Origin of the sequence: Flectobacillus sp. BAB-3569 (genome assembly GCF_002270355.1) — a bacterium.
GTDB classification, from domain to species: Bacteria; Bacteroidota; Bacteroidia; order Cytophagales; family Spirosomataceae; genus Flectobacillus; species Flectobacillus roseus.
In genome coordinates this window covers 89,459-111,286 of the sequence record NZ_NJFZ01000005.1, presented here as the reverse complement: position 1 = coordinate 111,286, position 21,828 = coordinate 89,459, and the positions used below count along the sequence as shown (strand labels likewise).

The 21,828-nt window shown below is 36.8% G+C and carries 14 protein-coding genes, 2 tRNA genes and 1 pseudogene; 6 read left to right on the top strand and 11 right to left on the bottom strand.

Features of this window, described 5'->3' with window-relative positions; genetic code table 11:
* Positions 1-18: 18 nt before the first annotated feature.
* Positions 19-846, bottom strand: coding sequence for a polysaccharide deacetylase family protein (locus tag BWI92_RS04255; RefSeq protein WP_095160889.1), 828 nt, complete (start codon positions 844-846; stop codon positions 19-21).
* A 72-nt stretch (positions 847-918) separates the two neighbouring features.
* Between BWI92_RS04255 and pgeF the strand changes: the two genes are divergently transcribed.
* Together pgeF and BWI92_RS27215 are read left to right on the top strand one after the other, a co-directional pair.
* Positions 919-1,662, top strand: a complete 744-nt coding sequence (gene pgeF, locus BWI92_RS04250; protein ID WP_095160888.1) for a peptidoglycan editing factor PgeF — start codon at positions 919-921, stop codon at positions 1,660-1,662.
* A 420-nt stretch (positions 1,663-2,082) separates the two neighbouring features.
* Positions 2,083-2,259, top strand: a complete 177-nt coding sequence (locus BWI92_RS27215; protein ID WP_176464348.1) for a hypothetical protein — start codon at positions 2,083-2,085, stop codon at positions 2,257-2,259.
* 294 nt (positions 2,260-2,553) lie between these two features.
* On the opposite strand, the gene BWI92_RS04245 is transcribed toward BWI92_RS27215, so the two are convergent.
* The 5 genes from BWI92_RS04245 to BWI92_RS04225 form a co-directional block, all read right to left on the bottom strand.
* Positions 2,554-5,007 (bottom strand): outer membrane beta-barrel family protein, encoded by a 2,454-nt coding sequence (locus tag BWI92_RS04245; protein ID WP_095160887.1) that lies wholly within the window; start codon positions 5,005-5,007, stop codon positions 2,554-2,556.
* A gap of 425 nt (positions 5,008-5,432) precedes the next feature.
* Entirely contained in the window at positions 5,433-6,191 is a 759-nt protein-coding gene (locus tag BWI92_RS04240; protein ID WP_095160886.1) for a type III pantothenate kinase, read from the bottom strand.
* A 156-nt stretch (positions 6,192-6,347) separates the two neighbouring features.
* Entirely contained in the window at positions 6,348-8,363 is a 2,016-nt protein-coding gene (gene nadE / locus BWI92_RS04235) for an NAD(+) synthase (protein WP_095160885.1), read from the bottom strand.
* A gap of 121 nt (positions 8,364-8,484) precedes the next feature.
* The gene (locus BWI92_RS04230; protein ID WP_095160884.1) at positions 8,485-8,787 is read right to left on the bottom strand and encodes a hypothetical protein; all 303 of its coding nucleotides are present in this window, start codon (positions 8,785-8,787) and stop codon (positions 8,485-8,487) included.
* Positions 8,788-8,983: 196 nt separating this feature from the next.
* Positions 8,984-9,892 carry a VOC family protein gene (locus BWI92_RS04225; RefSeq protein WP_095160883.1) on the bottom strand — a complete coding sequence of 303 codons (909 nt, stop codon included), beginning with the start codon at positions 9,890-9,892 and terminating at the stop codon, positions 8,984-8,986.
* 1,043 nt (positions 9,893-10,935) lie between these two features.
* Between BWI92_RS04225 and BWI92_RS04220 the strand changes: the two genes are divergently transcribed.
* The 3 genes and pseudogenes from BWI92_RS04220 to BWI92_RS04215 all read left to right on the top strand — a co-directional run bounded on the left by BWI92_RS04220 (position 10,936) and on the right by BWI92_RS04215 (position 15,053).
* Complete coding sequence (locus BWI92_RS04220) at positions 10,936-13,221, top strand: two-component regulator propeller domain-containing protein (RefSeq protein WP_095160882.1); 2,286 nt, start codon at positions 10,936-10,938, stop codon at positions 13,219-13,221.
* Positions 13,194-13,703 (top strand): annotated as a pseudogene (locus BWI92_RS28055) (histidine kinase dimerization/phospho-acceptor domain-containing protein); the annotation flags it as partial. The gene BWI92_RS04220 and the pseudogene BWI92_RS28055, both read left to right, overlap by 28 nt.
* Before the next feature lie 15 nt (positions 13,704-13,718).
* A complete protein-coding gene (locus BWI92_RS04215) occupies positions 13,719-15,053 on the top strand; it encodes a response regulator (RefSeq protein WP_310588866.1) in 1,335 nt (444 codons plus the stop codon).
* Positions 15,054-15,109: 56 nt separating this feature from the next.
* Here the strand turns inward: BWI92_RS04215 and BWI92_RS04210 are convergent.
* A tRNA-Thr gene (locus BWI92_RS04210) sits at positions 15,110-15,182 on the bottom strand.
* Between the two features lie 155 nt (positions 15,183-15,337).
* Here BWI92_RS04210 and BWI92_RS04205 point away from each other — a divergent pair.
* Positions 15,338-16,096 carry a helix-turn-helix domain-containing protein gene (locus tag BWI92_RS04205; RefSeq protein WP_095160880.1) on the top strand — a complete coding sequence of 253 codons (759 nt, stop codon included), beginning with the start codon at positions 15,338-15,340 and terminating at the stop codon, positions 16,094-16,096.
* 43 nt (positions 16,097-16,139) lie between these two features.
* On the opposite strand, the gene BWI92_RS04200 is transcribed toward BWI92_RS04205, so the two are convergent.
* The 4 genes from BWI92_RS04200 to BWI92_RS04180 all read right to left on the bottom strand — a co-directional run bounded on the left by BWI92_RS04200 (position 16,140) and on the right by BWI92_RS04180 (position 21,538).
* Positions 16,140-16,212, bottom strand: a tRNA-Thr gene (locus BWI92_RS04200).
* 245 nt (positions 16,213-16,457) lie between these two features.
* The gene (locus BWI92_RS04190; RefSeq protein WP_095160878.1) at positions 16,458-18,362 is read right to left on the bottom strand and encodes a DUF349 domain-containing protein; all 1,905 of its coding nucleotides are present in this window, start codon (positions 18,360-18,362) and stop codon (positions 16,458-16,460) included.
* 317 nt (positions 18,363-18,679) lie between these two features.
* Positions 18,680-20,071, bottom strand: a complete 1,392-nt coding sequence (locus BWI92_RS04185; protein WP_217903381.1) for a methyltransferase RsmF C-terminal domain-like protein — start codon at positions 20,069-20,071, stop codon at positions 18,680-18,682.
* A gap of 144 nt (positions 20,072-20,215) precedes the next feature.
* A complete protein-coding gene (locus BWI92_RS04180; protein ID WP_095160876.1) occupies positions 20,216-21,538 on the bottom strand; it encodes a vanadium-dependent haloperoxidase in 1,323 nt (440 codons plus the stop codon).
* Between the last annotated feature and the right edge of the window lie 290 nt (positions 21,539-21,828).

The window sequence follows — 21,828 nt, the reverse complement described above, 5'->3', positions numbered from 1 at the left end:
TTGTGGATTGAATTGTAATTACGGTTTATTGAATTGGCTTAATTCAGCCATTGTATAGGTTTTCAGACCTAATTTAGCACTTTCTGACAAAATATACGTCAAAAATTCGACTTCAAATCCATATTCTTGTCCTGTCTTCGCAGACTGAAATAGCGGTTTATGTCCAAAAAGCATAACAGCACTTTGGGTACTCTTTGCCTTTTTTAATACTTCTAGTATCTCTTTTTCTGAGAGTTCATTGCCGATATCAATCATTAGGGCGCTTACGCTTTTGGATTGATTAGGTCTAAAATAAATTTCATTAATCTCATCAATCTTTCGCTCAAATACCCAATTGCCAAGCTTTCTTTTTTTGAGAGAAACATCTCGTAATAAATTGAAATATTGGTAGAGTTTTTGGTCGAGCCACCAAAACTGCGAGCCTCCCGGATGAGCAAATGTTGTTGGAGTGTAGCCATGCTTTTTCATGGTATTTAAGGCAGGAAATATTTCGACCTTAAAATACTCTTTTATTGAATTGTGCCACACAAAAGGTATAGATTGGGTATGTATTGCACCATGACAAGCAATTTCATGCCCATCCTTGGATAACGCACCTAACATATTCCATTCTTCAGCGCTAAGGCTATCAGGCTGAGTCAAATAAAAGGTCACATGCGCATTATATTTCCTAAATAGAGGGCGTAATAAGTACCATTCTTTGATGAATCGGTCATCAAAGGAGAGCGCGATTCCAGCCTTAGGCATATTTTGTGGAAAGAGGTAGCCTCTGAATAGCCATAAACTGCTCATAGTTAGCGCCACTAATATTGCAATTATCCCTCTTTTTTGTCTTATAAATATCATTTATTGAAAGGTTGAAATGTACACTCGATATTCTTATAACTTTGTAGCGGGAAAAATTTAAACTTATAAAACATGTTCAGACGACCTGAAATTTTTGAGCAATTTACAAATTTAGTTGCTGCAGAAACCACCAGGCATGGTGGCATAAGCGAAAAACCTTATACTTCGCTCAATTTGGGCTTGTATAGTGGTGACAAAAAAGAAACAATTATTCAAAACCGCAGAATTTTGTATGATGCCTTAGGAATTGGAGAACGTAGAGTAGCACATTCTCGACAAACCCACAGCGATGAGGTGGTTGTGGCGACTAGAGGCAAAACATTTCAAGGGTATGATGCATTGGTTTCAAACAGAAAGGGTGTTTTTTTGAGTGTAACAGTAGCCGATTGTACACCAATTTTGATTTATGATCCTGTCAAACAGGCAGTAGGTGCGGTACATGCTGGTTGGCGCGGTACAGTCAGACAAATCACTGCAAAGGCACTTCAAAAAATGCAAGAAGAGTTTGGGACAAGACCCGAAAACTGTTTTGCCTATGTAGGTACTTGTATCGATGAAAAAAACTTTGAAGTTGGTATCGAAGTTGCAGACGAGTTTAAACCAGCTTTTAAACGGTTTGACGAAGAACGACAAAAGTATTTGATTGATCTAAAAAAGGCCAATCTTGCACAACTGTTAGACTGTGGTGTTCCGATCGAAAACATTCAGGTTTCTCCGTATTCTACGATTTTAAATAATGACGATTATTATTCTTTCCGAAAAGAAAAGGGTAATACTGGTCGATTTACTACCATCATAGGCATTCAGCCTGAATAACTTTCTCTTGACAATGACCTGAAGAATTTGAAATCAGGGTTAACTATTGTTGGATAAACTGCTTTATAGACATTCTTTTTCTGAAATTTATACAGATGGCTATCGAATTTTGTTTCGATAGCCATTTTTGATTTTGTGGAAATAAAAGATATTATTGACTTATTTGAAGTGTGTTTTCTTGGTAAAATTCAATAAAATTGTAGTAAATAAAGAACTTGTATTCGAAAAGTTATATATTTTAGGTTCTTTGAAACTTAATGCTTTAACTTTGTGTCATAATACCAAACGAGATAACACTGGTTTAGTTAAGGAGTGGTAAATGTTGCGTAATTTTTTGATTTACAGAAAATTGCATTCGTGTTATCTTTTGCAACCTTCCAAGATTGATTGGAAGACACTCTTCACTCAAATATATTCATTATGAAATACAACTTGTTATTGGCAGACTTAATTGTGAAGGAATCACAAAATGCCGCAGCTTCAAAAACTACAAAAAGTAGTGCAGAATCTGAAAAGAATAGTCGCAAATCGTTCTGGAAAGCTGTTTTAGCTTTTATGCTTCGTAACCAGAGCGCGACGATGTACCGCGTAAGCTAGCAAAAAGTATCTATGAAAAAACAAAAGCAACTCGGCAACCTCTTGATAAGTAAATGACTTGAGAACGGAAAGTAACCTCTCCAATCTCAAGTCTTTTTTGCTTATATCATAGGGACAAGGCAATAGGCACAAGGCAAAGAGTGTTAGAATGTTAATAACGACCACAGACATCCATTTTTCCTAAAGCCCACCGCCGAAAGTCGTTACCTGAAAGCCTCAAGTACAATCTTAAATTTTATTTTGCCCACTAACTTAATTTCACTTTACACTACTCATTCGCAACTTTGTACTTTATTAGTTTCCGCCATTCTTCACACGACTTTTTTCTTCGTCTAAGCCTGTTGAGCGGTTGCGAGCAGCTGACACTTTTGAGTTTCCAAAACGATAACTAAATGTCAAACGTACCTGACGACTGTCCCATGTATTGCTTGAAATAATATCAACCGAGCCATATTGTGTCGTTGCTGTAGCTTTGTTGGTAAAGAAAATATCTTGAACGTTCAATTTCAAAGTAGCCTTTTTGTCAAGCAATGTTTTCTGGATACCGAAGTTTATTGCACCTTGCGAGTTGATTTTGAAAATACTCCACAAACCACCAGAAACGTACCAGCCTCCTAATTCAAGTTTGTAATCTTTACCTAAGCTAAATGTATTATTCGAGTTGAAATAATAGTTGGTTGCCGACGGAACCACATTGATATTTTGAATAGCTCCTTGAACTTTTGTGTAATTCAAGTTAAATTCATTCACACTCATCCACCATTTTGTAATTGGCACTGGAGCCGAAATCGTCACACCGAAGTTATCTTGTTGTGCTAAGTTGTCTACCGTTTGGTAAGTAGCTCGAGTCGCATCATTTTGTTTCAAGATTTCTGACATAAAATCAGATGTATGACTGTAATTTACCGTTGTTGAAATAATACCCTTGTACGAGTGTGTCAGTTCAAATGAATTGGTCAATTGTGGACGCAAATAAGGGTTTCCAACTTGATAAGTATATGGGTCTAAGAAAAAGACAAATGGATTTAATTGGTCATAGCCTGGGCGGTCGATACGACGACTGTAGGTTACGCCTAATGTATGGTTCTTATTGGCTTCGTATTGCACAAATGCACTTGGAAACAATTTCAAATAATCACGTGTAAAAGTTGAATCTTTTAAGGTTTCATAACTCGTAGATTTGCCATCTGCAATCGTCCATTCCGCACGTAAACCTAATTGTGCACTAAACTTATTCCATTTGGTTTGATAGTTTAAATAAGCAGCATTGATGTTTTCTTTGTACACAAACTGATTGCTATTTCTTTTCAACAAATTCAAACCACCGCCTTCTAAATTTTCGTAAAACTTCAAATCGTTATCCGTAATCACATAACTAGCTTTTACTCCCATTCCCCATTTAGTAACTTTCGAAACTGGTAAGGTGTAATCTACTTTTAACGAATATTGGTTGATACCTGAAAGACTTTTATTTACCAAAGTAGAGTCAGAACGAAATTTGCTTGTCAAATCATTCCCATTAAAGTACTGTGTAATATAGTCATTGCTTGAACGATTGTCATAGTAGGCATAGTCCAAATCGACCGTCAACTCTCTACCAGTAGAATCGTAAGTATGTTTTAAGTTTAAATTAGTAGAGATATTCTTCCAAGGTTGCGATACATTATTTGCCGTAGGAATGGTCTGCGTAAGCTTATTGTTGACATACTTGGTTGTTACCGTCAAAGCTGAGTCTGCGCCCCAACTTCCCGATGAGCCATTGACCAAGATACCAATGGTTGTTTTGTCAGAAATAAAATAATCTACACCTGCTTTTAAAGAGTGATTATAACTAAAGCTCTTTCTTCTACCGTCGGCATGATACATTTCGTTTTGTGCTCTGAAATAACGGTAAATATCATTCGTATTTTCCTGACGACGTTCGTTCCAGCTATAGTTGCCATACGCATTTACCTTGCCATTACGATAGTTAAGGTTGATGCCAGCATTTTCACGAAGATATTTACCGTGACCAATACCTACGTTGGCTGAACCGTTCAAGCCCATATTGACATTTTTCTTCAACTTAATATTGATAATACCTGCCGTACCTGCTGCATCATATTTTGATGAAGGGTTAGTCATAATTTCGATTTGAGCCAATTGCTCAGCCGAAAGGTTACGCAAAAAGTTTGCTAAATCTTGACCTGATAAATAAGAAATTTTACCGTCAATCATAACTCGTACACCTTGTTTGCCTTTCAAACTAATGTTTCCATCTTTATCAATCATTACATTTGGAGAACGTTCTAATACCTCTAAGGCCGTTGAACCCGCCGCCATGATGCTGTTTTCGACATTGACTACAGTTTTATCAACCTGACGTTCGATAAATGGTTTTTGTGCCGACACCGTAACCTCACTAAGCTGTTTACTTTCTTCTACCAATACAATACTTGCCAAGTTGACATTTGTATTGCCATCTGAGATAATGATTTTTGGGGTAAAAAACTTCTTGTATCCCATTTGCGTCACACTTACAAGATATTCACCCGCATTTACGGATTCAAACTCAAAATGTCCGTTAGCATCGCCCAGTGCACCTTTTACCAAAGTACTATCCTTTGCTTTAAGTAAAGTTGCTGTTGGGAATTCTACAATTTTATGTTGGTTGTCGCTAACCGAGCCAGAAATTTTTCCTTTTACTTGTGCCATTCCCGCATAGCTTAATCCACAAGTAATGATTGCCGAAAGTATAAATCGTTTCATCTTTTGAAGTGTTTTATCATTGTATCGTGTCTCAAATAGGTTTAGAGGCACTTGAGGTAATGTGAATGTTTATATCTCTCCTTGAGATTTGATTCAAAGTTAATTGCTATGCAAGCTACTTTGCAATGCAAACTACCTGATTGGCTTCTCCAAATGATAAATGGTAAATTAAGCCAAGAAAGCATTTGGAAGAAAAAAATGACTTGTGAGAGAATTTGTAGATAGGATGCAGAAGGGCAATCAAAGGTTGCAGATGACGATACAAAAATTGTAAAAAAAGTTTATTGAGATAGATGAATTATGATAAGTGGTTGATTATGAGAAGTAAATCGAAAGGATTTTATGAAGATGGTAAGTGTACTCGTAGTAATTAGTAGAAGTTTTTACTTCAGGATGCCTATAGGAGTACATCCTGAAGCAATCTATTATAAAGAAGCAATAATCTTTAAACCATTTAGGGTAAGGGTTTTATCTACTTCATCAAATTCCGAACGTAGTGGGGTAAGGATAGAGGAAAGCCCCCCAGTAGCCAAGACTTTACACTCTTGTCCAACTTCTAGTTTGATTTGGTAAATCATTTCTTTGACCATTCCGACATATCCCCACAAAATCCCTGCTTGAATGGCATGAACGGTATTTGTCCCGATGGCTGATTCGGGCATAGAAAGAGGTACTTCGGGCAATTGTGCGGTATTAGAAAACAAAGATTTTACGGCTGTTTTGAGGCCTGGTGCAATTGAAACACCCAAAATTTTACCTTCGCCCGATACTACGGTAAAGGTAAGTGCTGTTCCAAAATCGACAACCAAGCAGGTTTGTTGGTAGGTATAATAGGCATATGTTGCGTTACAAACCAAATCGGTGCCTATTTCGTAAGGACTCAAAATTTCCATATTGAGCTTATCATACATTTCTGGACCGACCATCATGGGTTGAATACCAAACATGGTAACCGACATATCTTTGATGACGGCTCGTAAATCAGGTACAACACAGCTAACAATAATCTGATGGATATCGCTAAGTTTGAGCGAATTTTCTAAAAAAAGCAGACGAAGTTGTGCCTCATAATCTTGAGAACGTTGCGAAAAAGAAGAACTTATGCGAAACTGGTGAATCCATTGCTGGTCATCGTTTACACCAAAAACAATATCTGTATTGCCTATATCAATTGCTAAAAGCATAAAGTATATGACAGAAACTTTCTGTCAAAAAGCTTAAGAAATAATGAGAATAAGGTTAAAATCTTTTCTCAAAAGTACATATTATTTTATGGATTTTGGTATTTCTAAAAAGACAAGGAGGAGACTTTGTTTTAAATTCTCCTCCTTGTCAAATTTTTAGAATCCAATACGACTTCTTCTTTGTTTGCCTTTCGAATCGTTGGCATAGTCGTGCATATCGGCTAATTCTTTTTCAAAGCCACCCGATAAGATCGGGAATCTCAACCAACTGCGAGGGTCGAGATTGCGGTCGTCAACATGGAAGCTTGGTGCATAACGCTCGCGTTTCCATTGGTTACGACTCCACAAGCGGAAAAAACGGTCAATACTCATGACCAATTTTTCTTTGCTGTAAATACCTTCAAATTCCAGCTCCATCAACTCAAGACAATCTTTGGGTGATTTTTTATCTCTAAATGCTGCTGTTTCTATGGCATTCAATAGGTCATAAGGCATCAAATCTTCTTCGTCGATTTGTTTGGCCTCTAGAGGACGAAGCTCTGCGGTTGGTTGCAGATTGTTCATAGCATTCAAGCCTGGAAGTTTTACCTGTCCGTCCAGTCCTGTATGTTCCAACCAACGTAGCCAATGACGCAAGAAATGCTTGTCAATACCAGCAATTGGCGAAATAGAACCAGAAGTGTCGCCATCCATAGTGGCATATCCTACAGCTGCTTCCGAGCGGTTTGAGGTAGCTAATAACAAGGCGTTATTGATGTTTGCCAAAAGCCAAGCACTTGGGGCACGTACCCTCGCTTGAATATTTTGAAGTGCCAAATCATCCGTTTCCCATGAAAGGTTTCTCCCGATAGCCCCTTGAATCAAATCTTTATAGGTTTCTACCAAACCATTGATATTGATATCGTAAAAGGTCGTATTGAGTGATTCTGCCAGTGAACTTGCTGAAAAGCGTGTATCATTTGAGCTATTTTCTGTTCCTTGATAAATATTGGTTATCAAGGCCTTCGATAATTCTTGAACACTTTGACAATCTTGGATTTTCTTGATATGTCCCAATTTTTGTTTGAAGCCTTCTAGTCCTAGTTCAGCAACTCCTAGTTCAATCGCCAAATAACACAGACCTGTAATGGCCGAAGAGTCTGCCCCGCCCGAAAGTGATATTACCCAACCCGAAGAACGAGATTTGCGAAGATAGTCAAATAATGCTAAGGCAATAGCTCGTGCAAATTCTTCCTCTTTCTGAAAACCCTTTGCCTCCCAATGCTCCAATTCAAAACGTTGTTTGATTGGTTTGATAGGAGGGAAGTCGTATAGGAAAGGTACTTTTTGGGAAGTTCCCGAAAAAGTTAAGCGATTTTGAACTTGCTCTAAGCGAACTTTATCAAGGTCAATCACTGCTGGCGTCAAATAAAAATCACGATAGCTAAAGCGAGTACCCGAAACTAACATTTCACCTGCTTGTGCTACCATTGCATCGCCATCGAATATCGCACGACCAGCCTCATTACCTAACAGATTGGCGTAGATATAAGCAACGCCAAAGGCTCTTGAACCATCTTGAACAAGGCGTTCACGAGTTTGCGTTTTGAAAAAGGCAAAGTGCGAAGCTGTAGGATTTAGAATAATATCTACTCCTTGCAAATAAAGAGAGCGACCAGGACGGTTCGCAATCCAAGCATCTTCACATATTTCAAATCCTATTTTTACGCCACCAGCCTCAAAAATTAAATCTCCAACAGGATAACTAAATTCTCCGATAGCAAGCTCTGTACGCTGATTATCGGGCCAAGGCTGAAACCAACGCGTTTCGTAATGTAGACCGTTGTTAGCTAAATTCTTCTTACAAGCAAAACCACGAATTTGTTTATTAGCAATCAAACATGCGGCATTATACACACGGTTGTTGATAAGGATAGGTAATCCCACTGATACGATAATGCCAGAGGTTACTTCAACGATATCTTGAAGCATTTCGAGGGCAGTCTCGCAGGTACCAGAGGCATAAAACATATCCTCGCAACCATAGCCCGTAATACATAGCTCGGGCAAACATAAGATTGAAATCTCTTGACTTTTGGCTTCTTCGATACAGCCAATTATATTTCTTTTATTGCTTTCCCATGCCAAAGGAGTTTGGTTAACCACCCCAGCTGCAACTTTTATTAAATTCATAAATTTTCAGATAAGTAAATAGTGTAAGCATGGAGCCGTTGAGGCTATGCTTTGGTAGTTTTGTGATAAAACATAATCTTAGCTCAATCAAGTTCCTCGGTATGCCTGTCTGTATTATGCGCTAATTCTTTTTGTCAAAATCAACTCTTTCGCCAGGTAATAAATACTTGAATTTCTTTTTCCCTGTCTTCTTGTCTTTTTTACCATTGTATTTTTTCCCTCCGCCCAATCTACTCCAAGGCCAGTGTTTTTTGGTAGTAACCCAAGAAAATGCAGCACGAGGACGAAAATTGCCTCCTTCATGTCGATGTTCAGTACTGACTCTACATGTTTTTTCAGGGCATCTTCTTGCCCAAATACAGCCTGTAAGTAATTGGCAGGCTCCAAGGATTAACAAAAACAATATATATGCTCTTAGTTTCATATTGACGATACAAGTTGATTTAAGTTTACAAAATTAGTATTCTCTATTGAATCTAAGCTTTACCTGCACAAAATAGCAAATAAAAAGGTAGCCTTCGATGGAAGACTACCTTAAATTTTAACGATTACAAAATAGATATATTTAAGAGTAAGTAAGGAATATAATGTTGTTTGTAAGAAATTTCGAGAAAAGTTAATTATTGTCTTGAATATCTGCTGACAGCCATATCACCCAAATCAATGACTAAACCATCAGGGCTTAAGATTTGACCATTTGAAAAATGACTGTGTTTGTTGTCACGATACTGTGGTTGTGGCATATTTTTGAAATAATATCCTTTACCATTGATTGCATAAATACCTTGCTCGAAGTCGTTGAATAAGAATCCGAAATGTTCTTTTATCACACTAGCTTCGTTAGACGTATTCCCTTCGAATTGCGAAGGCTCCAACAACAAACCCTCTGGCTCTGCAAGAATAAAGTTTTGTCCACCGATTTGCACTTTGGCACACACGTCACTTACGTACTCGATGTCAGAAGCGCCCATGGTATCAGAATAAAAACCGATTGATTTTTTCAAATTTTCCACCACCAAGTGGATGTTTTCAATTTTACAAGCTGAAGCGCTCACATCTTCGCGTTGAACAAACAAAAATAACTGATTGTTGAAAGGCGAAGTGATCAATACTTCAGTAGTAGGTTCGTCAGGAAGCATTGATTTACTGAATTTGGTTGGATATCCAGCGGCTTTCAATTCTTTTGCCGTTCTTTTCAAATCAGAAGTAGCAACCACAATCCAAGCCAAGCCATAGCTATTGATACATGTGCCCCAGTTTTCTACGCTTTTGTTATAGTTACAAGTAGCATTAGGTTCTGGTTTTTCTTTTTTGAATACTCTGATAACGGGAGAGTTCGGCAATTCGAATTCATAAATGTTTTGATCATTGTTTGTCATCAAGTTTGCACCTAAAACTTCTTGAAAAAAGAACATTGCTTTAGGCTTTTCATCCTGATTGGCTAGCGCCAAGCTGAAATAATCCAACTTAACATTTTCTGATTGAGCAAAAACACGATTTGATAATAGAACAAGGGCAGCAAGAGCCATTAATGAGTTGCTAACCACCGCATTAGCAACTGCTTTTTTAACAAAGTAAGGAAATTGTTCATAATTATAATCTTTTAATGTGTTGCGATAAATATAGTGTGGAAATAATGTTAATAAGATTGTTGTATTTGCTTATTGCTTTTAGAAAATACGTATTTGGAATTGACTATTTGGTCGCTGGGCAAAAAACACCCATCATCGATATACCATAATCATATATACGACTATAAGTAAAAAAAAGATTAATTTTTCGTAAAAAAAGGGAATTTGGAAAAGACGAGATAATTAGTGGTAGTACTTTATCTTGCTCATTTAAAAGTATTACTTAATTATGCTTCTTGCTTTAAATTAATAATGCACTTTCCAAATGCTATAGAACATTGTAATACTTAACTAAAAGGACGGTTTATCTAGTGACTAGGTATTACAAGCTTACTTGTTTATAAAATTGTGACTACTTGAAGCTGACTTGAACAAATATAGTATCTATAAACGAACAATGCAAGAAAAAAATAAAAGAATTTTCCTGAAATAAGGGGAAAATTTATGATGTGCGTGGAATATCGGGTTGGTAAAATAATTTATAATTAAGTGTGTATAACTAAATATTTCTGTTTTTGTACAATTAGTTTTATTGTAAAACGCTGAAATTCAATATTTTAAATAAATGCTATTATAAGTTGTGTTATATATTTGTTATACTTTGATAAGTGTGGCACATTTTTGATAAAAGTAGAAAGTGTTGTTTAAATTTTTTGTGTTTGCATCAAGAACCCAAAAAAAGTGAAGTATGTTTTAAGAATCACTATTTTTTTTTACCTTTGAGTAAGAAAATTTTATATTTTTTAATATCCTGCCTAAGAACTCTTTCAATAAGAAAATTATTTTGAATTGCATTTATAATAATTTAGTCTCTAAGTCCTTGTCTTAAACATAGAAATCCATTTTAGAAAATCATAAAAGGCTGTAATTATACTTGCCAAAATAAACCATCAATCTAATTTGAGGGGAGTTTTACTATTGCTTCCCTGTCCTATTCAACTATGATTCGTGTAATTTGTATGTTGGTCTTGTGGCTATCATTGAGCAATGATTCTATTGCTCAAGCAATCAAGCCGTACTTTATTCATTATAGTACCAATCAAGGACTTTCTCAAAGTCAGGTTGGCGCTATTTTGAAAGACAAACAGGGCTTTATGTGGTTTGCTACACAAGAGGGTCTTAACAAATTTGACGGGTATACTTTTACCATCTATAAACATTATACCAACGACACCAATTCGCTTTCTGATAATAATATCTTTGATATCGTAGAGGATTCGCAGGGATATCTTTGGGTAGCTACAGGAAGAGGTCTTGATAAGTTTGATAAAACCACCGAAGTTTTTACCCACCATACAACAAAGCTACCCGACTTAAAAATTAGGGATTTATTTATCGACTCCAAGCAACATCTTTGGCTGGGAACTGTTGATGGGCTTTATTTATTTAATGGATCAAAGAATAACTTTAGTGTTTTTAAGCATCGAGATAATCAGTCTAATTCTCTAGCTGATAATTATGTGTACCGAATAGCGGAAGACGCTAAGGGAAACTTATGGATTGGGTGTAAAAATGGACTATCATTATTTAATCCTACCAACAAACGCTTTCGAAACTATTATCACCAAGATGGTAATCAACACTCGTTGTCCAACAATTGGGTCACAAGTGTATTAAAAGATAGCCATAATCGTATGTGGATTGGCACTAGAGGTGGAGGACTGAATTTGTACAACGAAACTTCTGATGATTTTAGGTCTTTTCTGCATAATGCCGATAACCCTAACAGTTTAGCTCATAATGACCTTCTATGTCTTCAAGAAGATGAAAAAAATAACATTTGGATTGGAACGGAAAATGGTGGATTGAGTGTATTGAAGCTCCCCAATTTTCAATTTACAACCTATAAATTTGATGCAAACGACCCAAATAGCCTAAGCAATAACTCAGTATATAGCATTTATCGTGATGATATTGGGAACATGTGGGTAGGTACGTGGTCGGGTGGTGTAAACTTCTTGCCCAAATTTGGTAGAAAATTTAAAAGCTACAAAAATCAAATTGGAAGCAATAGCCTAAACAACAATTTCGTCTTGTCGATTACAGGCGATGGGAAAGACCAAATATGGATTGGAACCGACGGAGGAGGAATCAATTATTTTAACCGTAAAACCCAAACTTTTGATTTTATCAAAAATAACCCTTCCAATCCCAATAGCCCCAAAACAGATTATGTGATTGCAGTGGATTATTTTAATTCTTCTATGTTGGCCTTGGGCTATCATAGAGGAGGTTTTGGTACGTATAACATCCAAACCAAAACATTTGAGAATTACTCGATTGATACACCCGACCCAAAATCTCGAATCAGTTCCTGGAGTGTAAATTCGGTTGTTAGAGATCATCAGCAAAATTTTTGGATTGGTACTTGGAATGGAGGCTTGTGCTTCATGAATGGACAGACGCATGAAGTAACGGCATTCAAACATGAACCTAATAACGCCAACTCTATTCCCAATAATAATATTAACATAGTTTTTGTAGATCGAGATGGACGTACTTGGATTGGAACCGAAACTGGTGCCGCAAGATACCTTCCTCATTCAAAATCATTTGCTCGATATATTCATCAGGTAAGCGACCCACAAAGTATTTCTAACGATTATATCACGTGCTTTGCTGATGGACCCAAGGGTTACCTTTGGGTAGGTACAAGTGGAGGCTTGAATTTATTGAATATTAAAACGGGGAAATTTAAAAGGTATTCGGAAACAGATGGATTCGCCAATAATGCCATTAAAAGTATAGTAATTGATAAAAAAGGAAACCTTTGGATTAGTTCTAATAAAGGATTAACGAGGTTTAACTATTATGAAAACGACGTTCGAAACTATTCCTTGGCTGATGGATTACAGAGCAATGAATTCAAAGCACGTGCTTCATTCATGACTCAAGATGGGGAAATATATTTTGGTGGTCCAAATGGCTTTAATAGCTTTTATCCTGACAGTATCAAGGATAATACCTTTGTCCCTCCTGTATATATCACTAATCTTTCAATTTTTAATACGCCGATAACAACAGGGTTTTCTAATCCCAATTTTCCAACGCATATCAATTCAGCTAAAAAAATCGTCCTAAATTATGACCAATCGGTATTTACCTTAGCATTTGCAGCCTTGAATTTTACCATTCCTGAAAAAACCAATATGCTTATAAGCTTGAAGGTTTTGACAAAAAATGGAATCATGTTGGGAGTAACCGTAGCGCAACCTATACCAACCTAAATCCTGGTACCTATTGGTTTAAGGTGAAAGCCTCTAACAATGATGGAATTTGGAATGCTGAGGGGGTAACCCTTGAGATAGTTATCCTTCCGCCATTTTGGATGACATGGTGGTTTAAAGTCTTGGTATTTGTTTTGGGAATAGGCATTATACTTTTGGTGTATTGGCTACGAGTGCGAACAATTCAAAACCAAAACGAGCGCCTAGAAAAAGAGGTTGTAGAAAGAACGATACAATTACAAAAGGTCACAGATGAAGAACATAAAGCCCGTTTGGAGGCAGAAAAAGCCAATAAAGCCAAAAGTATTTTCTTGGCTACTATGAGCCATGAAATTCGGACGCCTATGAATGGTGTAATAGGTATGACTGGCTTGCTATATGAAACCGATTTGTCGGAGGAACAAATTGGTTATGTTAGAACCATCAAGCAATGTGGTGAAGACTTACTGTCAGTTATTAATGATATTCTAGATTTTTCTAAAATTGAATCTGGAAATATGGAGCTGGAAGAGCGCATCTTTGATGTGAGAGCTTGTGTAGAAGAAATGCTAGACGTGTTTGCCTCAAAGGCTTCTGAAGCGCGTTTGGACTTGATGTATGAAATTGCCTACAATGTACCACAGCAGATTGTGGGCGATGAGCAACGTTTGCGTCAAGTACTACTTAATTTGGTGGGTAATGCTATTAAATTTACCTCAAAGGGGGAAATTTTGGTTAGAGTTCAGCTTCAACAACAGCATGAAGAATATGTAGATTTATTATTTGAAGTAATAGATACGGGTATCGGAATTCCAGAAGATAAACTTTCACGTTTATTCCGCGCATTTTCGCAAGTTGATTCTTCTACAACACGCAAGTACGGTGGAACTGGTTTGGGGCTTGTCATCAGCGAAAAACTTATTCGATTGATGGGTGGGGTGATTGGTGTAGAAAGTAAAGAAGGGGAGGGTAGTAACTTCCATTTTACGATTCACTCAAAAATTAGTAAAGAACCTATCCAATCGTATCGCTTGCTTCATGAAGTAAGTTTTGATAATAAACGAATATTGGTTATTGATGATAATCAAACCAATCTTAAAATTCTTAAGCAACAATTGAGCTCGTGGGGATTGGAGGTTGTTTTAGTGGAAAGAGCAGCTCAAGCTTTGACATTGTTAGCCGATGAAACTCTAATTTTTGATGCAATTATCACCGACCGCCAAATGCCTGGGATGGATGGCATCATGCTTGCCCAAAATATTCGTGAGCAAAGAAAAAATCTGCCAATTATCTTATTAACCTCTGTTACCGATGATACACATAAAAATCATAAGGATTTATTTGCTGCGGTACTCACTAAGCCTGTAAAACAGCATTTACTGAGTAAAACCCTTCTGATGATCTTGAAGAAGACTGAGAAAGCTCAAGAAGTAGCTAATATCACTCATCAGAGAAAATTATTTTCGGATTTTGCACAACAGTATCCATTAAATATCCTTGTGGCTGAGGACAACCCTATGAATCAATACTTGATTGGTAAAGTTTTGAACAAGTTAGGTTATCAACCTCAAATGGTCAATAATGGACTTGAAGCGCTATTGATGATTCAGGAGAAATTCTTTGATGTAATTTTTATGGATGTCCAAATGCCAGAAATGGATGGATACGAAGCATCTCTCAAAATTAGAGAACTACAGTCACAACAGCCAGTGATCATTGCTATGACAGCTAATTCAATCGATGAATGTCAAAAAGATATTGAAGACGCAGGAATGAATGATTACTTGAGCAAGCCTTTTAGCTTAGATTCAATTGTAAATATCTTGCAAAAGTGGTCAAAAGACCGTTCCTAGAAGAGATAATAGAAATCGATATAAAACAAAAAAGCTCGACATTTGTCGAGCTTTTGAGCCTTCTATCGGGATCGAACCAATGACCTACTGATTACAAGTCAGTTGCTCTACCAGCTGAGCTAAGAAGGCTTTTTTCAACGTTTGCGACTTGCTTGTCGTTTAACGTGATGCAAAATTAGTGTTTTCATATATGTCACACAAGTATTTTGATGATTTTTTTTTGAAAATTTTCCTACAAAGTACTTAAGTATTTCTTTTATAGTATTTTAGCGGTAAAAAAATAAATGAAATTTGAGATATTCCAACCTTCCGATACCTTAAAACCATATATCAAGCAATTTGTTGTTTCAGAAATGGAAGACGAATCAGAGTATAAGGTGTTGCCGTCTTTAGGTATAGTAGTAGGTTTTCAGTATAAAGGTAGTCTTGCCATTATTCAAGAAAGTCAAGCTTCGACTCTACTCTCAGCAGGGATTACAGGAATAGTAGATAGTTACAAAGTTTTTAAAAACTCGCCTAAGATTGGGACATTGCTAGTATTTTTTACAGAAATAGGATTAGCTCATTTTACAAAGCATCCAGCGAATGAACTTTTTAATCTGAGTATTGGCCTTGAATATATTTTCAAAAAATCCTTGGTTGATGAAATACAAGATCGTTTAAGCTCAGTTCAGACAGATATCCAAAGGGTACAGATAGTGGAGCAGTTCTTTATTACTCAACTACAACACATTCAAACGGACAAATTGATTGTGGAGTCCGTTCGAATGATTTATCAAAGTAAAGGTAGTATTCGTGTGAAAGAATTAAATGAGCGACTAAATATCAGCGCAAGTCCATTTGAAAAGCGTTTTCGAAAGCTTGTTGGAATCTCGCCTAAGAAATTTGCATCCATTGTGCGCTTCAATGTAGTACTCAATGCCTTAGGAGAGGCGAAGTCTCTTTCTGAAATTTGTTATGAAAATAACTTTTTTGACCAAGCTCACTTTATCAAGGATTTTAAGCAATTTACTGGTGAGACCCCCGACAAGATGAGGCATTAGAAAGGCTATAAAACAAAAAAGCTCGACATTTGTCGAGCTTTTGAGCCTTCTATCGGGATCGAACCAATGACCTACTGATTACAAGTCAGTTGCTCTACCAGCTGAGCTAAGAAGGCTTTTTTCAAAGATTTGCAGTACGTTTGTCGCTTATCGTGATACAAAATTAGTAGCTTGAATTGTAATATGCAAATGTTTTTGAGCGCAAAAATGAAAGTTTTTTGTAAGTTGTTCGTAATTTTTTGATAACAAGAATGTTACAAAAACCTTACAAATGATTTTTTTTGAAAAAATATGGAAGAGGTATCTACCAACAAAAATAGGATGCGAAACTCGCATCCTATTTTTGTTTTTTGTATAATAACTATTTCTCTGCTTCACGAATTACTTTCAACTGATGCTTGAAATGAGCTAAATCTTGTTCTGCTTTCTTGATTTTAGCTTCTACATCAACACGAAGTTTATCCGCATTTTTGGATTTTGCAAAGAACTCCAAGTTGTTTTTGTACAACGAGATGTCATTTTCAATTTGCTGAATCTTACGACGAATATCATTTTCTTTTTTACCCAATTCTCTTGGTGAAAAATCGCCTCTCGATTTCAAAATATCAACTTCTGTTTGAAGTGCTAGTTGTTCTCTTTCTTTACCAGAAAGTTTACCCATTGCACTCACATATTTGTTGATAGCAGAAATATAGCGTTTGCCAATCGACTGCATATCTTTCTTTGGTACGAAACCTATGCCTGCCCATTGAGCTTTGAAATCGGCTAGTTTTGAAGTCTCAGCGCCTTCAACTGCTTCAGCTTCGATTTGCTCACAAAGTGCAACTTTCTTCGCTAAATTTGCTTCAAACTCTTTCTCGATATTCTGGTTTTTGGCACGTTTTGCATCAAAGAAACTATCACAAGCTTTTTTGAAACGCTCATAGATATTGTCTTTATCTTTTTCAGGCACGTGACCTACTTCGCGGAACGATTTCTGCAACTGAATTACGCTATTTGTAGCATCTTGCGAATCATCACCAGAAGTCAAAAGCGCTTCTACTTGTTCAATGATAGCTACTTTTGCTTTCAAGTTTTCTTCACGCTTACCCTCTAACTGACGGAAAAACTCGCCTTTATTTTTGAAGAAGGTTTTGATATTACCCCAGAATTTGTCGCTAAGTTCTTTACCTTTTTCTTTAGGCATAAAACCTTTCACATTATTCCATTGGTCTTGTAAGGCCAAAAGGGCTTTTGTGCGCTCATTCCACTCAGAAATAGATTCTGTTGTAAAATTGGCGAAAGTTTCAACCAATTCTGCAATTGAAGATTTGAGTGTATAAACTTGTTCTGATTCTGCTTTTTGAGCTTCTAGTTGTTCACGGCGTTTGCCATAAATTACATCCAAAGCTTCTTTAACTCTTGTCCAGATTAGCTCGTTTTCTTCTTTTGGAGCTGGACCGATATGCTTATATTCTTCGAAAATAGCTACGGCTTCGTCCAAAACTTTACCAGTTACGGTATCAGATTTAGCTGCTTCAGCAATTTTTTCGATTTTAGAACAAAGTTCAATTTTGTGTTGAAGATTACGTTTTCTGTCTAACTCCAACAATTCGAAGTAGATACTTCTGTTGCTGTAAAAACGGTCAACTAAAGCATGATATGTTTGCCACAAAGTATTGTTATGAGGCGAGTTGATGTTACCTGCTGATTTCCATTCATCTTGAATTTTCTTGAATTCAGCAAAACCTGCTTTGATTTGAGCAGGATCAGTATTGTCTTCTCCTTCAACAATAGCTCTAAGGCGGTTAAGAAGCTCAGTTTTTTGACTAAAATTCTTGTCACGCTCTTTTTCTATTTGATTAAAATACTTTGCACGCTCTTCTTTAAGTGCCTTAAAGAGTTTGTCAAATTTTTCGATAGTTTCATCGAATTTAAACTCAAATCCATCTTCCGAGCCATCATTTGCCTCTTTGAATTTAGCAAGAGCTTCTGCACGTTCTGCTGTTTTGAACTGTTCAAAAAGCGGACGAACTTCCTTAAGAACATCTTCTGATTTGCGGAAAGCAGCTACCGAAGGTTGCTCTTTGACATCGTCAAGTAATTTTGACAATAGCTCAACAAAGTCATTTTTTTGGAAAGTAGAATAATCAACTGTGTGAACATCAGTTGTTTCAGCTTCAGTGTTTTCGGCCAATTCTAATACCTGTGCGGTAGTCGCGTCGATTTCCTCCTGAGGATTGGCAGCCTGTTGCTGTTTAATTTCGTTTGCTTCTTCGTTAACCATGCGATTCTTTTTACAGCTTATACACTAAATAGTAGTTTGAGGTGCATGCTTGTCTTGCGAGCTACTATCGAGTTTATTTACTGTGTGCTATTTTCAGTTTATAAACACTTAATTTTCAGATTTTTCGAAAAATATTATTAAAAATATTCTTTCAAATAACAATTGTTCAATTCTTCAAAATCTGATTTGCAGACATTACAATTTTAGTACAAAAATAGAAAAAATAGTTAGAGTATAAACGTATGATTTTTTTTTCGTTTACAAAACGCACTAGTTTTTCTGTTTTAAGGGGTATATGTGGGAGAATAATGCGAAATTTAGGGCAAACGGCTCAGAATACGTAATTCTTTGGGATAATAATTATTAAATCTGTTTCCTAGCGCTTTCCCCCAGCCCAAAATATGTTCTTCGTAAGCAATGCCACACCAGCCTCGCTGATTGGTATCAGGTACAAAATCATCTTTGCGAAGGTACGCAATTGCTTGTTCATAAGAAACATTCAAAATAGGTACTTGCTCAGATAGTATAGTCGAAAGGGCTAGTTCATGCTCTGGTATTAAATCTTTTGCCCCAATTTGGCCTAATAAAATCCCTGCCTTTTTGATATATAAATTACTCTGTAAAATCTTTAAATCACTCTCGTGCTCAGGATTGATCAGGTAAAAATTATCGTTTTTCTCAAACCACATATAATTTTCTAGGTCTGTAATCCATTGACTCAAAACACTTTTTTCATGTTTGAAACTTTTGGTACGTTGAGGCTTAATATGTGGACGATGAAAAGGTTTGTAATCTGATTTCGTTTTTTGGAATGCTGCCATGAAAAAACCTTCTCCTTTGGCTTGGTCAGGATAAAAACGATATCCTATGGCTTTATGTTCGGGTGACTCTGTGCGAACAATACCCCATTGTTGTATAGTATCAGTATCTTTTTTATCTAAAACTATATTTTTAGCCGAAAGGTTATCAACTACCCAATCCATGATAGTTTCGTTTTCTGCCTCGGAATACGAACAGGTCGAATACAATAAAATTCCGCCTTCTTTGAGTGAATCCCAGACATCGGCTAAAATACGTTGCTGACGCTGACTACACATAGCAACATTATCTAATGACCATTCAACTACCGCCTCAGGGTCACGACGGAAAAGCCCTGATCCTGAGCATGGTGCATCTACGACAATTAAGTCGAAGTAGCCACCTATTCTACTAAAATCTTTTGGGTCATTATTGGTTACATAGGTATTGGTCAAACCCCACTTACTCATATTGTCGACCAAAATGTTTGCACGACTTTTGATAACCTCATTACTAACTAGCAATGAATCAGGGCTAAGTAGGCTAGCCAAAAGGGTACTTTTGCCACCCGGAGCTGCACACAAATCCAAGACTCTCAAATCCTCGTCGAGGTCGACGCTTTGTTTGACAGCGTATTCCAAAAACATCGAACTTGCTTCTTGGACATAATACGTACCCGCATGGAAATAAGGATCAAAAGTAAATGCTGGACGAGCATTAAGGTAATAGCCATACTGATTCCAAAGTACAGGACTTTGAATATTCAAGTGGGCTGGGGGAGTATTTATTTTATCAGGATTGATTCTGATTGACGTTGGAGATTCTCCTAGTTCATGCGTTTTGATAAAAGAATCGGCTTGGTATCCAGTAACCTGACTAAGCGAATCTAGTAAAGCTTGAGGAAGGGACATTATTGGCTTTTATTTTAGAATCTACATCCTTTGGTGATGCAGATAGTCTTATTGGTGGATTTGCTCCCAGTTGTTGATAAGCAACGAAGTCCCAAATTTACGATGAAATTTGGGACTTCGTGAGATTTATACTGATAAACCATTTTATTTCTTGCGTGTCTTCACCTTGGTAATGACCCAACCTCCTACTTTTCGACCTTGTTCTAGACCTAAATCTAAAGCTGGACGGAAGTGAATACCTCCGTATAGTCGACTAATAGAAGCTTCTTCGGCGGCATCTTTATACGATTTGAAATTGCGCACTGGCAAACCGTACTGCATTTCAGAAGAATCGGCAAAAGCTACATTGTCTCCCAATACACTTGAAAGCGCAACAGAAGCAGCACCTGAAATTACAGAGTGCCCTGAAGTATATTCTGGGAAAGGAGGTGTTTGAAGAACTGGTTGCCAGTTTTTGTCTACCAATTCATTAATAACAGTTTCTGGACGAACCTTGATAGAACGATATTTTTCGTCCCAACAAGAAATAAATCCATCGAAAATTGCCATAGAAGTTAACAAGTAAGCTTCTGATGTTTGATAAATATCTGCTTTGAGTTGACGAGAGGTTTGTGTTACAATTGCCATCCAGTGACCACCAGGAGAAACCTTTTTTGTAGCAAACATCGCATGACCCGTAATATTCATTTTGAACGGATTACAATCCCAGAAATTGGCAATGTTTCTTTGCTCTTCAGTAAGGTTATTGATGGTATTGTATACATCCATTACCATATCATAATACTTACTACCTTTGGTCATATCGTATTCGTAAGGTCTTGGGGGCATAAATTGAGAAGAAGTATCTAAAGTAGCAGGACGGATTTTTGACCAATATGGCTCGGCTGCATCAATGTAGGCAGGAGGAGTTGGTACCCAAGTTCCTTTTTTCTGAGTTACGGTATAACGGAAACCACGAGTTTGCTTGTAATTATCACCTTTTGAGTAATTCATAATTGATGCTGCAATCGAATCTCCAAAGGCTATTGAACGCTCATAAACCTCACTTGGAATACCTGTTGCCTTATAGTCCTCTTCTAGTTTTTTCTCAAAGTCAACATAAATTTCTTGCGCAAAAGTCAAGTTTTTACCAATAGTCAGATAGGCACGTACAGCGGCAACAGGATAGGAGTATTCTTTGCCAGCTTCTGGTTTTGCTACTTTTTTGAACCCTTTCAATTGACCTACCATCGATTGATAATTGGTGTTTCCTGCAGCTAGTGCTTCATAAGCCGCTAGGGCTGAATACATATAAATACGACTTGATACAGGAGGCGCAAAAATGTCGTGAATGATGGATTCGGTAAGTTGGGATTGTGTTCTTCTTAAAAACTCTGGATTTGCCGCTGCTTGCTGCCAATTTTCATTACTTTTTTTACAGCTAAAAATCGCAGTAGCTAGCAATACAAAAAGGAATAGTCTTTTCATCTGAGAAGTATAGTTTTTGGTTAATGCAAAAATGGTTAACTAGTAGGTTCTTTTTGCAGTTTTCGAAATAGATTCTGTGTTTTATATATAATTGTTTACCAACAATGCTTGTATCGCCAAAGTTAATAAAATCTTTGAATGAATTAGGGCTATATCTGTCAGTATTCGAGCTGATTTTTATAACTATTTGATAAATTTTTGAAAAATTCAGAGAAAAAATAGCTTTTTAAGTACAAATCGAAGATTGTGCTAACAATTAGGAAGGAATGAGGTTTTGTTGTTAAATACCA

Excerpts from the sequence above, each read along its gene's own strand:
- BWI92_RS04255 (WP_095160889.1), bottom strand. The coding sequence starts at position 846 with ATGATATTTATAAGACAAAAAAGAGGGATAATTGCAATATTAGTGGCG.
- pgeF (WP_095160888.1), top strand. The coding sequence starts at position 919 with ATGTTCAGACGACCTGAAATTTTTGAGCAATTTACAAATTTAGTTGCT.
- BWI92_RS27215 (WP_176464348.1), top strand. The coding sequence starts at position 2,083 with ATGAAATACAACTTGTTATTGGCAGACTTAATTGTGAAGGAATCACAA.
- BWI92_RS04245 (WP_095160887.1), bottom strand. The coding sequence starts at position 5,007 with ATGAAACGATTTATACTTTCGGCAATCATTACTTGTGGATTAAGCTAT.
- BWI92_RS04240 (WP_095160886.1), bottom strand. The coding sequence starts at position 6,191 with ATGCTTTTAGCAATTGATATAGGCAATACAGATATTGTTTTTGGTGTA.
- nadE (WP_095160885.1), bottom strand. The coding sequence starts at position 8,363 with ATGAATTTAATAAAAGTTGCAGCTGGGGTGGTTAACCAAACTCCTTTG.
- BWI92_RS04230 (WP_095160884.1), bottom strand. The coding sequence starts at position 8,787 with ATGAAACTAAGAGCATATATATTGTTTTTGTTAATCCTTGGAGCCTGC.
- BWI92_RS04225 (WP_095160883.1), bottom strand. The coding sequence starts at position 9,892 with ATGGCTCTTGCTGCCCTTGTTCTATTATCAAATCGTGTTTTTGCTCAA.
- BWI92_RS04220 (WP_095160882.1), top strand. The coding sequence starts at position 10,936 with ATGATTCGTGTAATTTGTATGTTGGTCTTGTGGCTATCATTGAGCAAT.
- BWI92_RS04215 (WP_310588866.1), top strand. The coding sequence starts at position 13,719 with ATGGAGCTGGAAGAGCGCATCTTTGATGTGAGAGCTTGTGTAGAAGAA.
- BWI92_RS04205 (WP_095160880.1), top strand. The coding sequence starts at position 15,338 with ATGAAATTTGAGATATTCCAACCTTCCGATACCTTAAAACCATATATC.
- BWI92_RS04190 (WP_095160878.1), bottom strand. The coding sequence starts at position 18,362 with ATGGTTAACGAAGAAGCAAACGAAATTAAACAGCAACAGGCTGCCAAT.
- BWI92_RS04185 (WP_217903381.1), bottom strand. The coding sequence starts at position 20,071 with ATGTCCCTTCCTCAAGCTTTACTAGATTCGCTTAGTCAGGTTACTGGA.
- BWI92_RS04180 (WP_095160876.1), bottom strand. The coding sequence starts at position 21,538 with ATGAAAAGACTATTCCTTTTTGTATTGCTAGCTACTGCGATTTTTAGC.